Raw genomic sequence first — 15327 nt, forward strand, 5'->3', positions numbered from 1 at the left:
TATGTTAACAGCAAACAATAAAAATGGAAAACGAATTAATCTAATCACTTTATCTCATCTTGATAAAAAGGGATTAGTCAAAGAGTCATTTACTTGTTGTGCTTGTAGGCAACCTGTTAGACTAAGGTTTGGACAGATTTATCAGGCTCATTTTGCTCATGTCAGATTAAAGGATTGTTTATTTTCTTCTGAAAATGAAGGAGAGGAGCATCTTGGGTTAAAATCAGAATTGTATCATGCCTTGTCAAAAAAACATGAGGTGTCCATTGAAACTATATTACCCAAATTCAATCAAATAGCAGACTTACTCGTTAATCAATCATTAGCTATAGAAATTCAGTGTAGTCCCTTATCGCAAAAAAGATTAAAAGAAAGAACAAAAAGTTATCAAAAAAATCACTATACTGTTCTTTGGTTACTTGGTCATAAACTATGGTTGGGAGATAGCATCACTAGCCTTCAAAAACAGTTAATCTATTTTTCAAAAAATATCGGATTTTATCTCTATGAAGTTGATTTAAAAAAGAGATGTCTGAGAATAAAGTATCTCATTTACGAAGATTTAAAAGGAAAAAGTCATTATCTGGAAAAAAGTTGCTCTTTTGATGAAGACCTTCTAATGTTTTTAAGATTTCCCTATCTAAAACAAAAAATGAGTAGTTATCAGATTAAAATGGCTGAAGATATTCTTTTTTATATTCAAAAACAACTATACTACAAATCGCCAAAATGGTTGAAAAAACAAGCACATGCTTATCAAGCTGGTAATAATATTCTCTTAAAGAAACAAGATGATTTTTATCCACAAGTTAATCCCTTAAAATCTGACAATGGGTTTGCTCAAATAACTGCCAATCTAATGGTCTATTATCAAAATTTTGAGCACTACTATCAAAAAGTTGATAATAAAAGGCAACAAACGTTATACCCTCCAAAATTTTATGATACAATACAGTAAGAGAAAAGTGTAAAAAGGAGAGCCAAATGTCTGATAACAGAAAACATATCGCTAAAGAATTTACGTGGGATTTAACAACCATCTTTGCTACGGATGAGCTGTGGGAAAAAGAATTAGCATCCCTATCAAGTGCCTTAGATGATGCAAAACAATATGAAGGACACTTACTTGATTCAAGTCATCAATTACTCATAGTCACTGAAGCACAACTAGATCTCATGCGTCGCATTGAAAAAGTTTATGTTTATGCTTCGATGAAAAATGACCAAGATACGACAGTTGCCAAATACCAAGAATTTCAAGCGAAGGCAACTGCCATCTTTGCAAAATTTAATGAAACGTTTGCTTTTTATGAACCTGAATTCATGACTTTAGACATGAGTGATTATGAGCGCTTTTTGTCTGAAGAAGAAAAACTTAAAGACTATGCTCATTATTTTGATAAATTATTGAAACAAAGAGATCATATTCTATCACAAGTAGAAGAAGAGTTACTTGCTGCAAGTAGTGAAATTTTTGAATCACCAGCAGAAACCTTTGCTATATTAGATAATGCTGATATCGTATTTCCAATGGTTAAAGATGAAGAAGGTAATGATGTTCAGCTGTCTCATGGCAATTATATTAGCTTAGTTGAATCAAAAAACAGAGACGTTAGAAAATCCGTTTATAAAGCTCTTTACAGTGTCTATGAACAGTATCAACATACCTATGCTAAGACCCTTCAAACCAATGTTAAGGTTCATAACCTAAATGCTAAACTTAGAAAATACAAAACAGCAAGAGCTGCTGCTTTAGCACAAAACCATATTCCAGAAACTGTTTTTGATACCTTGGTTAAGGCAGTTCATAAGCATCTGCCACTACTCCATCGTTACATCAAACTTCGTAAAGAAATCTTAGGTCTAGAAGATTTAAAAATGTATGATCTTTACACACCACTTTCAAAAACAGATATGAGTATTTCTTATGAAGATGCTTTGAAAAAATCAGAAGAGGTCTTGGCTATTTTAGGAAAAGACTATTCAGATCGTGTTAAGAGAGCCTTTAGTGAACGATGGATTGATGTTTATGAAAATAAAGGGAAACGCTCAGGTGCATACTCTGGAGGTTCTTACGATACTAATGCCTTTATGCTTCTTAACTGGCAAGACAATCTGGATAATTTCTATACTTTAGTGCATGAAACAGGACACAGTCTTCACTCAGTATTTACGCGTGAAAATCAGCCTTATGTTTATGGTGATTATAGTATTTTCCTTGCTGAAATCGCTTCAACAACCAATGAAAATATTTTGACAGAAAAATTATTAGAAGAAGTGACTGATGATCACACACGCTTTGCTATTTTAAACCATTACTTGGATGGTTTTAGAGGAACAGTCTTTAGACAAACACAGTTTGCTGAATTTGAAGCGGCTATTCATAAGGCAGACCAAGATGGTGAAGTCTTAACCAGTGAATTTTTAAATGCCTTATATGCTGATTTAAACGAAAAATACTATGGACTTTCAAAAGAAGACAACCCAGAAATTCAATATGAATGGGCTAGAATTCCTCATTTTTACTATAATTTCTATGTCTATCAATATGCGACAGGTTTTGCTGCAGCAAGTTTCCTTGCAAATAAAATCGTTCATGGTACTCAAACAGATAAGGAAAATTACCTTAACTACCTTAAGGCAGGAAATTCAGACTATGCATTAAATGTGATCAAAAAAGCTGGTGTTGATATGACAACCACAGACTATTTGGATGAAGCTTTCAAAGTTTTTGAAGAGCGCTTAGATGCTTTTGAAGAACTTGTCAAAAAAGGCATCCGTTAAAAAGAATCCCGTAAGGGATTTTTTTGAAAAGGAGTTAAGCTATGGATGACATTAGAACACTTCGTCTATCAGATGAAAAAGCTTTTTACACGTTTAATCGCTTGTTAAATAAAGAAAAAGAAGCGGGAAATTCTTTTATACAAACAAGATTAATTGATGATTACTCTAGTTTTTACCAAAAGACCAAACAATTGGAGACATTAACAGACCAAGCTGATTGGTCAACGGTAACTTCCTATTATTACTTTCGCGATCAAGAGATTTTAGCTAAAATTTCATGTCGTTGGGAGTTGGAAAAAGGAAATTTGTCTGAGATAGGTGGTCATATTGGCTATGTCACACTTTCTTCTTATCGCAGACAAGGAATAACAACAAAATTACTATATTTTGCTTTTGAAAAATATAAAGAAAGAAATATCAACGATATTTTTATCACAGCTTTGGAAGATAATATTGCTAGTCGTAGAACGATTGAAAAAGTTGGTGGCAGATTGCAAGATATTATTACCATGGAAGATGGGAAAAAATTAGCTCGCTATTGGATAAACATAGAAAGGACTTTAGCATGACGACATTTATTTGGGATTTAGATGGTACTTTAATCGATTCTTATGATGCCATGCTTGCTTCTTTAGAAGTAACTTACAATCACTTTAACTGGACATTTGAAAGAGAACCCATAAGAACTTTCATCTTGGAAGAATCAATTGGTAAACTCTTACTTGAAAAGTCGATTGAAACAGGCATTTCTTTTGAGCTTATTAAAGGAGTGATGTCAGAGGATGTTTTAAAGAGAGATGATGAGTTTCGACTTATGCCAGGTGCTTTGTCAGTACTTGAATGGACACGTTCACAAGGGATTAAGAATTTCATGTACACCCATAAGGGTGATAATACATTCTCTGTTTTAAAAAAATTAGGGATTTCTGATTATTTCGAAGAAGTATTGACAGGTGACTCAGGTTTTAAACGTAAACCAGATCCAGAAGTGATTGATTATCTGGCTAAAAAATATCATTTTGACAAAGCAAGTGCCTACTATATTGGTGATCGTAAGTTGGACAAAGAGTTAGCCATTAATAGTGGTATAAAGAGTATTAATCTTGGTGTAAAAACATCAGCAGATAACCAACATATCACTAAATTAGAAGAGATAAAAAGTTTATTTTAAAAAACAGCTATATCGTAGAGAAAGAATGAATAAAATAAATTATGGTGAAATCATATAGTAAAAATGCTAATCATAACATGAGACGTCCCGTTATTAAGGAAGAAGTCGTTTCATTTATGAGAACGGCACAAAAAGAAAACACTGGTCATTTAAAAGAATTGGAAATTTTTGCAAGAAATGAAAATATTCCAATTATTCAACCGGAAATTGTTTCTTATTTCAGATTTTTAATACAAACACTAGCACCTAAGAAAATACTTGAAGTAGGAACAGCTATTGGTTTTTCTGCTCTTCTTATGGCAGAAAATGCTCCTACTGCTAAAATCACAACGATTGATCGAAACGAAGAAATGATTGGGTTTGCAAAAACTAATTTTGCTAAGTATGATACGAGAAAACAGATCACACTTTTAGAGGGTGATGCGAGTGAGCTTTTAGCAACTCTTGAAGAGACCTATGATTTTGTTTTTATGGACTCTGCCAAATCAAAGTACATCGTTTTTTTACCAGAGATTTTAAAACATTTAGCAGTTGGTGGTGTTATCGTTTTTGATGATGTTTTTCAAGGTGGCGACATCGTTAGACCCATTGAAGACGTTCGTCGAGGGCAACGGACCATTTACCGTGGTCTTCAAAAATTATTTAAAACAACTTTGCGTCATCAAGAGTTGACGGCAACTATTCTACCTTTAGGTGATGGTTTATTGCTCTTAAGAAAAAATTCTGATAGGATTACTATCGAAGATTAAGTTTTTTTTAAGACATTATGGTATAATAATGAAGTTAACGATAAATAAGGAGTACTATTACTAATGAAAAAACGTCTATTTGCAACAGGTCTTGTCACTTTATTATCAGTGGTGACATTAGCAGCCTGCTCAACCAGTAAAGATGCTGATGCTAAATTAGCAACAATGAAGGGTGATACTATCACATTGTCAGATTTCTATAATGAAGTGAAGTCTTCAACAGCTGCACAGCAAACAATGGTCACTCTAATTTTAGAGCGTGTCTTTGAAGATCAATATGGTGACAAAGTGTCTGATAAAGAAGTCACTGATGCTTATAATGAAAATGCTAAACAGTACGGAGATCAATTCGAGCAAGCTCTTGCCCAAGCAGGTACTACAGCTGAACAATATAAGAAAACCATTCGTCTTGAAAAATTACTGGAATATGCTATTAATAAAGCAGCTGAAAAAGAATTAAATGATGATGCTTATAAAACAGCTTATGAAAGCTACACTCCTGAAACAACAGCTCAGGTCATTGTTCTTGATTCAGAAGAAGCCGCAAATGCTACTTTAGAAGAAGTGAGAGCTGAAGGTGCAGACTTTTTAAAAATTGCTCAAGAAAAATCATTAGACAAAGATAATATCGAAGTTACTTTTGATTCAGCAGATAATAAGGTCTTACCTGATGTGATGAAAACAGCTTTTGCTCTTGATGCTAATGGCATTTCAGGAGTTGTTCCAATCGTCGATACATCAACTTACAGAACAAATTACTATATTGTTAAAACAACTAAAAAAGCTGAAAAAGATGCTGATTGGAATACCTATAAAGATCGTTTGAAAGAGATGTTCATCACTCAAAAAACTAATGATCCAGCTTTTAGAAATGTTGTCATTTCAGAGGCACTTGATAAAGCTAATGTTAAGATTACAGATGATACTTTTGCAAATGTTCTTTCTCAATTTACACCAACAGATGCTAATCAAGCAGATGATAGTAAAGAAGCTGACGACAAAAAATAATGATTTCTTTATTGACGAAAGTCTATAAAGAACGTATAATAGTCCTGTTAAGAATTGTTTTTAATCGGGTTGATCCAGAAAAGTGGCGGTTGATGCAAGCCATTCAGACTCTAAAAACATGCTACTTAATAGAAAATTAAATAATAAATCATGAAGAATGACAAGTTCATTGAATGAAGGTGGTACCGCGGTTTTCGCCCTTCTTTAGTGGACTTGTTTTTTTGAAGGAGCTTGTTATGACAAAAGTATTTCGTATCAAACAAAAAATGTGGTCACTTGGTGGAAAATTCTATATCAAAGACATAGAAAATAATGCCCATTATGAAGTGAGAGGAAGCTTTTTAGAAATTCCAAAACGTTATACCATCCTTGATATGAATGGTAATATGGTCAGTCATATTACTAAACGACTGTGGTCATTTCTACCAAAATTTGATGTTGAACTTTCTGATGGTAGACAGTTTATTATCATTAAGGAGTGGACTTTGTTTAAACCAAAGTTTCGCATCGAAAACTTGGGAATGGTCGTGAAGGGTGATTTTTGGTCTATGAATTTTAGTTTATATTTACAGGGCCAATTAGTCGCAACCATTTCAGAAGAATGGTTTAAATTAACTTCAACTTACAATGTGAAAGTTTTTGATGAAAACTATAGTGATTTGGTTATTTCTCTTGTCATTGCGATAGATAGAGTAAAAGAAGAAATGGCAGCAGCAAGTTCTGCTTCTTCAAATAGATAAACACGAAAATAGAAAAGGAAAAAATAAAATGAAAAAAATGACCAGTGCAGAAATTAGACAGATGTTTTTAGACTACTTCAAATCAAAAGGACATTCTGTTGAACCTTCTGCTAATCTTGTACCTGTTAATGATCCCACACTGTTATGGATTAACTCAGGTGTTGCCACCTTAAAAAAATATTTTGATGGGTCAGTGATTCCTGACAATCCAAGAATTACCAATGCTCAAAAATCAATTAGAACTAATGATATTGAAAATGTTGGTAAAACAGCCAGACACCATACCATGTTTGAAATGCTTGGTAACTTTTCTATTGGTGATTATTTTAGAGATGAAGCCATAGCTTTTGCTTATGAATTATTAACTGGTGACGAATGGTTTGCTTTTCCAAAAGAAAAACTTTACATGACTTATTATCCAGCTGATAAAGATTCTTACAATCGCTGGATAGAATTGGGTGTTGAACCAAGTCATTTGATTCCTTTAGAAGAAAACTTCTGGGAAATTGGTGCTGGTCCTTCAGGCCCTGATACTGAAATTTTCTTTGACCGTGGTGAAGCTTTTGACCCCGACAATATTGGTATTCGTTTACTTGAAGAAGATATTGAAAATGACCGCTATATTGAAATTTGGAATATTGTGTTATCACAATTTAATGCGGATCCAAGTGTTCCAAGAAGTGAGTATAAAGAACTACCAAACAAAAACATTGATACCGGCATGGGACTTGAGCGCATGGTTGCCATTATTCAAGGCGCTAAGACAAACTTTGAAACAGACCTCTTTATGCCGATTATTTGTGAACTAGAAAAACTTTCTGGTAAAACCTACGATCCAGATGGTAACAACATGAGTTTTAAAGTTATCGCCGATCATATTCGTTCACTTGCTTTTGCCATTGGTGATGGGGCACTTCCTGGAAATGAAGGGCGTGGCTATGTTTTACGTCGTCTTCTTCGTCGTGCGGTTATGCATGGCCGTCGTTTGGGGATTAAAGAATCATTCTTATATCGTTTGGTTGTTATTGTTGGTCAAATCATGGAAAGCTATTATCCAGAAGTTCTTGAAAAACATGACTTTATTGAAAAAATTATTAAACGTGAAGAAGAAACATTTGCTAAAACCATTGATTCAGGTTCAGTTCACTTAGACCAATTATTAGCTTCGTTAAAAGAAAAAAGTCAAACTACTCTAGAAGGAAAAGATATCTTTAAACTCTATGATACTTATGGTTTCCCTGTTGAACTGACGGAAGAATTGGCTGAATATGAAGGCTTCACTATTGATCATGAAGGCTTTAAAGAAGCAATGAAAGAACAACAAGAACGTGCGCGTGCTAACGTTGTTAAAGGTGGGTCAATGGGCATGCAAAATGAAACCTTGGCTAATATCACTGAACCATCGACATTCCTTTATGAAACAAATGCAACAGAGAGTACTTTGTCAGCCATCGTCGCAAATGATGAACGTGTTTCAGCAGTTAGTGAAAATGAAGCCTTCTTAATTTTTGAGGAAACGCCATTTTATGCTGAAAAAGGGGGACAAGTGGCTGACCATGGTGTTATTAAATCACCTACTGGTGATGTGGTTGCTAAAGTCGTTGATGTTCAATCGGCACCAAATGGCCAACCGCTTCATAAGGTAGAGGTTTTAAGTCTACTTGAAGAAGGTCAAACTTATTATCTAGAAATTGACAATGACCGTCGCTACCGAGTGATGAAAAATCATACAGCAACCCATCTACTTCATGCAGCACTTCATCATATTGTTGGTAATCATGCAGTCCAAGCAGGTTCATTAAATGAAGTAGCTTTCTTACGTTTTGACTTTACTCACTTTGAAGCTTTGACCAACCAAGAACTACGTCAAATTGAAGAAGAGATTAACCAAAAAATTTGGGAAGCTATTCCAATCAATACGATAGAAACTGATATAGATACCGCTAAAGAAATGGGAGCTATGGCTCTCTTTGGTGAGAAATATGGTAAGGTTGTTCGTGTTGTCTCTATCAGTGATTATTCTGTTGAGTTGTGTGGTGGTACCCATCTTGAAAACACTTCTGAAATTGGTATGTTTAAAATCATCAAAGAAGAAGGAATTGGCTCAGGAACGCGTCGTATCATAGCTGTGACCAGTAAAGAAGCTTATCTTGCCTACCGTGATCAAGAAGATGCTCTTAAGGAAATTGCTAAAACGATTAAAGCGCCTCAGCTTAAAGAAGTATCAAATAAAGTAGCGAGTCTTCAAGAACAATTACGCGAATTGCAAAAAGAAAATGCTATCTTAAAAGAAAAAGCTGCGTCAGCAGCAGCAGGTGAAATCTTTAGTAATCCTCAAGAGATTAAAGGAATTCGTTTACTCGCCAAAAAAGTTGATGTTTCAGATGCAGGTGCTCTTAGAACTTATGCTGATCAATGGAAACAAAAAGATTATTCAGATGTGCTTGTCTTAGTGGCTGCAATTGGTGAAAAAGTGAACCTCCTTGTAGCAAGTAAAACAAAAGACATTCATTCTGGCAATCTTGTTAAAGCATTAGCTCCGATTATTTCTGGTCGAGGTGGTGGAAAACCTGATATGGCGATGGCCGGTGGTTCTGATGCCTCTGCCATTTCAAAACTCCTTGATACTGTTCAAGATTATATTTAATGAAAAAACTGGTTATCTTTTTAACCAGTTTTTTTGTAAAAAAATATTTATATTCCATTAAGAATGTTATAATTAAACTAAGAATTAATAAATTGAGTTTAAATTGAAAGAGAGAATTTGAATGAAAAAAATCACAAAAAAACACTTGATTGTTGGAATGGTTGTCGTTTTTATTTTTATTATAGGATATTTCGCCTTCTCTAGTGAATCATTTAATAGAGACTCCTCAGAAAAAAGAGTAGAGAGAACGATTTCTAACGATGAATCTACTAATTTGTTCGATTCTTCAGAAGAGAAAAACGACACAGAAAAAAAAGAACAATCATCGTCAATACTTCCAATAACAGTTGATTTCGACACTGCAATGGAAATTGCCTTGACTCATGCTAAAGAAGGATTTGTTTCCAAAATAGAAGTTTATTTCGAAGACAATATACCATACTTTAGTCTTGATGTTTCTTATGAAGATAGTAAAAAATTTTATTTTATTAATGCAAACTCAGGTGAAATCATATCCATTCTGAGTGCGAGTGAAATAGGCTATACCATTAATAAACCTCAAATAAGTGTTGGTGATATTTTAACATTAATTGAAAATAAATATAAAGGTGCATTGGTGCATAGTATTAGTTTGAATTATGACTCTCCAGATCAAATGGTTTATGAAGTTGTTATTTTCTCAGAAGACATGGGAAAAGTATTAATAATAAGCGCAGATGATGCATCCATTATCTCTGAGAAGGAAGAGTCAAACACAAGCCAACTGACTTAATTGTCAAAAAGATTAGAATTAACATTAATAATCTCTTTAAAATAAGCTGTCGTTATTGTTTATTTATTAATGAATGTTATAATTAGAGTGTCGAAAAGTAACTCAACTTTTATATTGAAAGAAGGAACTAAATGGAAAAAACAACGAAAAAATGGTTAATGATTGGGATTGTTGCTGTGCTTATTATTGCATTAGCAGGCTTTGCTTTTGGTAATGGAGTGTTTGATAATGATTCAAAGATGGAAGAAAAAGTAGAAACTGTTATTGATGATGACGATTCTTTTGACAAGGATTTAGATGATGGTTTTGACAAAAAAGATGAGTCAAAAAAATCTAATCAATCAACGTTATTGCTTCCAATAGAGATCGACTTTAATACTGCTATGGATATTGCCTCAACTCACGCTAAAACAGGTTTTATGACTAAAGCTAAAATTGATATTGAAGAGAATATACCATATTATGATATTGAAATTGCTGAAAATGATGATTTAAAATTTTACCTTATAGATGCTAATTCAGGTGAAATCATTGTTAGCATGCAAGCTAGTGATATTGGGTACACAGTCTTAGAACCAAAACAAACTGTTAAAGACATCATGACAATGATTGAAAACAAATATAAAGGGGCAGAGCTGCAAGGCATTACTTTAGAACATGACTCTCCAAATCCAGTTTATGAAGTTACTATTATATCTGATAATGTCGAAAAAGAATTAAAAGTAAATGTGGCTGATGGTTCTATTATTTCTGAAGAAGTTGATGACTAAAAATTTTTTGTTTTTCTTAATTTTCAATGCCATATAAAAATATATGTAATGAAAAACTGGTTATTCGTTTAACCAGTCTTTTTTTAAAAAAAATTTTAAAAAAGTTTGAAAATTCATTTTCCATTCATTTAAGAATTTTATCATTAAATTGTAAATAAGAAAACTAACTTTTTAAAATAGAAAGAGGTAACTAAAATGAAACAACTAACAAAAAAATGGTTAATGATTGGAATTGTAGCTATTGTTGTTATTGCAGCAGGAGGTTATGCTATCGCTAATGAATTGTTTGATAGAGATTCTCCAATGGAAGAAAAAGTAGAAACTATTTTTGATGATGATGTTAATGATGTCGATGACGATGATCATTTTGAAAGTAAAAATAATACACAAAAAGCAGTGCAATCACCACAACCAAAAGCTGTTAAAGTTGATTTTAATTCTGCTATGAAAACAGCATTAGCAGATGCTAAAACAGGATTTGTGACTGATATTGAGTTAGATTTTGATAACAATCAACCACACTATGATATTGAAATTGCAGAAAATAATACACAAAAATCTTATATCATTGATGCAACAACAGGTCAAATCATCTCAAGCATGGTTGAAAATGAGGACGATTATCCAATCACTGAGCCAAAACAAAAAATGGCAGATATTATTGTTTTGATTGGAAACAAATACAAAGGAGCACAATTAAAAGATATTTCACTAGATTCTGATTTCCCAAATCAAATGGTTTATGATGTCACTATTATTGCTGATAATTTAGAAAAAGAAATCATCATCAGTGCTGATGATGCGTCTGTTATTTCAGAAAAACTAGATGATTAAACATTCAAGTTTAAAACTTGCAATCAAATAATCAAAAGAAGAGGGGATTCCCCTCTTCTTTATATCACACAGATGTCTTGTGTTATAATAAATAAGAAAGGGATTGCAAAATGAAAATTTTAATTGTTGAAGATGAGTTTGATTTGAACAAAAGTATCGCTAAATTATTAAAAACACAACACTATACGACTGATAGTGCTTATAATGGTCAAGAAGCCCTTGATTATGTTGCTGTTAGTGAGTATGACGTGATTATTTTAGATGTCATGATGCCCAAAATGGATGGCTTTGAATTTCTCAAAGAATTAAGAAACAGTGATAATCAAGTTCCTGTTTTAATGCTTACTGCTAAGGATGCTTTAGAGGACCGTGTTTTTGGTCTTGATTCAGGAGCAGATGACTACCTCACAAAACCTTTTGCTTTTGATGAATTAATGGCACGTCTTAGAGCAATGATGAGACGAACCAATCGCAAGGTTCTTTCTAACATCATTAACATCCATGATGTTGAGATTGACTTATCATTAAAGCAAGTCAGAAAGAACAAGGAGTTGATTGATCTGACGGGTAAAGAATATGAGTTATTGGAGTATTTAGCGCGCCATCGTAATCAAGTACTTTCGCGAGAACAAATCCGTGAACATGTTTGGAATCTAGACTATGTTGGAGAATCAAATATCATTGATGTTCTAATCAAAAATCTTAGACGAAAACTAGACACTGATCAAGAACAATCGATTATTCTAACGAAGCGAGGGCTTGGCTATGTCATTCCCGAATAAAAAGACTTCCTTAGGGAAAAAAAGTATCATTAAAAAAATAACACTCTGGTATAGTTTTTTTATCTTTGTTATTTTAATAATAGTTTTTGTAGCGTCATTTTTCGTTTCTCGTAATATTTCAGAAACAGCAGGTCAACATGAGTTACAATCAAGTGCCCTTAACATGGTTGGTGAATTAGATGATGACTTTGATGATTTTGAGTCCTTTGATGATGGCATCTATTATGTCATTTATGATGGTAATGGTCAGGTTATTCAAGGGAGTTATCCTCAATCTTTTGACATTAATTCACCATTAAACATTGGACAAATCACAGATGTGAAAATTAATAATAGAACTTTTCAATATTATGACTTGGCAATTTCAAACAATAGTCAATGGCTAAGAGCTATTCGAGTTAAAAATCAGATGGATGAAGAGCTAAAGACCTTGCTTTTAACAGTTATCATTGTTTTACCTTTGATGATGATGATTGTTATTTTAGGCGGCTATTTGATTCTTAAAAAATCCTTCAAACCGATTGAAGAGATTAATCAAACAGCTCAAGAAATAACAACTCAGAAAGATTACAGTAAACGGATTGCCATTTCTGATAAAAAAGATGAACTAACCACTCTGGCTCAAGTGATAAACACTATGCTTGACTCTATTGAGAATTCCTTTAAACGAGAGAAACAATTTAACAATGATGTCTCTCATGAACTGAGAACACCTGTAACAGTTATTCTTTCTGAGAGTGAATACGGTAAAAAATACGCTGAAAATTTATCAGATGCTAAAGAATCATTCAATGTCATCCATAGACAATCACAATTAATGAAACAATTGGTTGAGCAAATTTTAGAGTTGACCAGGGCAGAAAATAAGACACAATTGACAATGGAAACCATTGATTTTTCACAATTTGTTAGACAGTTTGTTGAAGATAGTAAAAGGCTATTTAGTGAACAATCCATTTTCTTGGACACGCAGATTGAAGAAGGTATCAGTTTAGTTGGCGATCCTATTTTGTTAAAACGTTTGATTGATAATCTGGTTTCTAATGCACTCAAATTTACGAAAGACACCATTAAAATCAGTTTAACTCAAACGGAAAATGATATTGTTCTTAGTATAAAAGACAATGGAAAAGGGATTGCAAAAGATGAGCTGGAAAAAATCTGGCATCGTTTTTATCGAATTGATAGCTCAAGACACACAAAAGGAGTAGGTCTTGGCTTGTCACTTGTTAAAGAAATAGCAACCCTCCATAAAGCACAAGTTAGTGTAGATTCAGAAAAAAATCAAGGTAGTGACTTCAGAGTTATTTTTAAAAGAACTAATGATTTTACTTAGATGATTTATTAGAGTAAAAGTAGTCAGGTCAAAAAGTCTGACTGCTTTTTTGTGATAAAATAAAACTATTATAAGGATTGTGAAATAGTGCTTGATTTAAAGTTTCAAATAAATAGCTTTACTATTTATATAAAGTAATGGACTAAATAAAAGGACATCTCTTGATTATCTGACAAAGCTAGCTAGTTTTCTTGTCGGTTTATCGCTTATACTAAATTTTTTAAAATAATAACGTGTTCTTTAAAAGGATTTATGAAAGGAGTGAGACAGTATGAAATATCTAAAGAAAAGACCTTTTGTCACTTACAGCATTTTATGGCTTCTAGGATTTGGTTTACTAGCTGTTGCTTCAATACTAATTGCGATGACTCTTCCCATGCCGTCAGCTGATGCTAATGGTGTCATCCTGTGGGCGCAAAAACAGCAAGTTATTTTACAGTTAGCAGATGAATTATTAGTGTTTAGTGCACCAACACTATTATCAGCAGTTCTATTGTTGCATCATAAAATAAACAAACAAATGCCTCTTCAATCTTCAATTATGCTTGCTTTGTTTTTCGTTTTGACAATTGGCATTATCTATACTGTATTTGCTCTTGGCAGATTGGTGTATCCTGTTAATGGCTTATTACTAACACCTGATCTCGCCCTACTTTCAGCAAGTCAATTATTTGCTGGATTACACTTGGTATCACTGGCATTAGTACCATGTGTCATAACCATTGCTGTTTTAAGTCGTTCAAAAATAGTAGGTTTAGCGACTGTTATTACTGCATTGTTACAGGTAATTGGAACCTATTATGCAGAAGCAGTTTCAGTACCACTTGCAATTTCAGCAATGATTGTTCTTTTTGCTTGGTCAGCTCTAGCTATTGTTGGTTTAAAACGTTATTATGTATAGATGTGTCAATTGTTTAGAAAAATCAAGTAGTCAAAAAAATGACTGCTTTTTGTGATATAATAAAATAATGTTCTCACACAGAAAGGAATATGTTTTGGATTATAAATTTTTACTTTTTGATTTAGACCACACCTTGTTTGACTTTGAATTGGCAGAAGAAAAAGCTTTGACCTTACTATTAAAAGAAGCTAATGTGAATGATATTTCTTCTTATATGGCCTATTATAAACCCATGAATAAGGCTATGTGGGTGTCTTTATCAAAAAAAGAAATCACAAAAGAAGTCTTGGTTAAAACACGTTTTGCCAATTTATTTGCTCATTTTAATCGCACAGAAGATGGTCTTTTCTGGGCAAAACGTTATGAGTACTATCTTGGTCAACAAGGTGACGTTTATCCTTTTGTGACAAGTTTATTAGAGAGACTAACCAAAGAAAATTTTCAACTTTATGCGGTGACTAATGGCATTACCGCCATTCAAGAAAACCGACTCCATCATTCACCAATCAGTCACTTTTTTAAACAGGTATTTATTTCAGACAAAATTGGTCATCACAAGCCAGACATTGCTTTTTTTAATCATGTGGCAACAGCTATTGATGCCTTTAAAGCGCGTGAGGCTCTTGTGATTGGGGATAATCTTTTAGCTGACATCAAAGGTGGTATAGATGCTGGCATTGATACTGTTTGGTATAATCCTGACAATAAAGTAAACACACTTGATATTCAACCAACGTTTGAAATTAAAAGCTTAGAAGAATTACTAAGCGTGGTTTTAAATCTTGATAAATCATAGTCTATATGGGAGCTTTTGCTCCTTTTTTGTTATAATA

15 protein-coding genes are annotated in these 15327 nt (G+C 33.2%); all 15 read left to right on the forward strand.

Features of this window, described 5'->3' with window-relative positions; genetic code table 11:
• The first annotated feature begins 1 nt into the window (after position 1).
• The 15 genes from N7659_RS03430 to N7659_RS03500 all read left to right on the forward strand — a co-directional run bounded on the left by N7659_RS03430 (position 2) and on the right by N7659_RS03500 (position 15290).
• A complete protein-coding gene (locus N7659_RS03430) occupies positions 2–958 on the forward strand; it encodes a competence protein CoiA (protein ID WP_263275824.1) in 957 nt (318 codons plus the stop codon).
• Positions 959–984: 26 nt separating this feature from the next.
• Positions 985–2784, forward strand: coding sequence for an oligoendopeptidase F (gene pepF, locus N7659_RS03435; RefSeq protein WP_263275825.1), 1800 nt, complete (start codon positions 985–987; stop codon positions 2782–2784).
• A gap of 41 nt (positions 2785–2825) precedes the next feature.
• Entirely contained in the window at positions 2826–3353 is a 528-nt protein-coding gene (locus tag N7659_RS03440) for a GNAT family N-acetyltransferase (protein ID WP_263275826.1), read from the forward strand.
• A complete protein-coding gene (locus tag N7659_RS03445; RefSeq protein WP_263275827.1) occupies positions 3350–3955 on the forward strand; it encodes an HAD hydrolase-like protein in 606 nt (201 codons plus the stop codon). The genes N7659_RS03440 and N7659_RS03445 overlap by 4 nt, the downstream gene beginning before the upstream one ends.
• Positions 3956–3996: 41 nt before the next feature.
• Positions 3997–4704: an O-methyltransferase gene (locus N7659_RS03450; RefSeq protein ID WP_263275828.1), complete on the forward strand. Its 708-nt coding sequence runs from the start codon at positions 3997–3999 to the stop codon at positions 4702–4704.
• 63 nt (positions 4705–4767) lie between these two features.
• Positions 4768–5712, forward strand: a complete 945-nt coding sequence (locus N7659_RS03455; protein WP_263275829.1) for a peptidyl-prolyl cis-trans isomerase — start codon at positions 4768–4770, stop codon at positions 5710–5712.
• A gap of 236 nt (positions 5713–5948) precedes the next feature.
• Positions 5949–6452 (forward strand): LURP-one-related/scramblase family protein, encoded by a 504-nt coding sequence (locus tag N7659_RS03460; RefSeq protein ID WP_263275830.1) that lies wholly within the window; start codon positions 5949–5951, stop codon positions 6450–6452.
• A gap of 28 nt (positions 6453–6480) precedes the next feature.
• Positions 6481–9099 carry an alanine--tRNA ligase gene (gene alaS / locus N7659_RS03465; RefSeq protein WP_263275831.1) on the forward strand — a complete coding sequence of 873 codons (2619 nt, stop codon included), beginning with the start codon at positions 6481–6483 and terminating at the stop codon, positions 9097–9099.
• A 121-nt stretch (positions 9100–9220) separates the two neighbouring features.
• Positions 9221–9871, forward strand: a complete 651-nt coding sequence (locus tag N7659_RS03470; RefSeq protein ID WP_263275832.1) for a PepSY domain-containing protein — start codon at positions 9221–9223, stop codon at positions 9869–9871.
• 131 nt (positions 9872–10002) lie between these two features.
• Complete coding sequence (locus N7659_RS03475) at positions 10003–10641, forward strand: PepSY domain-containing protein (RefSeq protein ID WP_263275833.1); 639 nt, start codon at positions 10003–10005, stop codon at positions 10639–10641.
• A gap of 195 nt (positions 10642–10836) precedes the next feature.
• On the forward strand, positions 10837–11475 hold the full coding sequence (locus N7659_RS03480; RefSeq protein ID WP_263275834.1) for a PepSY domain-containing protein: 639 nt from the start codon (positions 10837–10839) through the stop codon (positions 11473–11475).
• Between the two features lie 110 nt (positions 11476–11585).
• Entirely contained in the window at positions 11586–12257 is a 672-nt protein-coding gene (locus tag N7659_RS03485; protein WP_263275835.1) for a response regulator transcription factor, read from the forward strand.
• Positions 12241–13593, forward strand: coding sequence for a sensor histidine kinase (locus N7659_RS03490; protein ID WP_263275836.1), 1353 nt, complete (start codon positions 12241–12243; stop codon positions 13591–13593). Before N7659_RS03485 ends, N7659_RS03490 begins: the two co-directional genes overlap by 17 nt.
• Before the next feature lie 271 nt (positions 13594–13864).
• Complete coding sequence (locus tag N7659_RS03495) at positions 13865–14494, forward strand: hypothetical protein (protein ID WP_263275837.1); 630 nt, start codon at positions 13865–13867, stop codon at positions 14492–14494.
• A 94-nt stretch (positions 14495–14588) separates the two neighbouring features.
• A complete protein-coding gene (locus N7659_RS03500; RefSeq protein ID WP_263275838.1) occupies positions 14589–15290 on the forward strand; it encodes a YjjG family noncanonical pyrimidine nucleotidase in 702 nt (233 codons plus the stop codon).
• Positions 15291–15327 lie beyond the last annotated feature (37 nt).

Origin of the sequence: Streptococcus sp. CSL10205-OR2, assembly GCF_025660655.1 — a bacterium.
In the GTDB taxonomy this organism is placed as follows: Bacteria; Bacillota; Bacilli; order Lactobacillales; family Streptococcaceae; genus Streptococcus.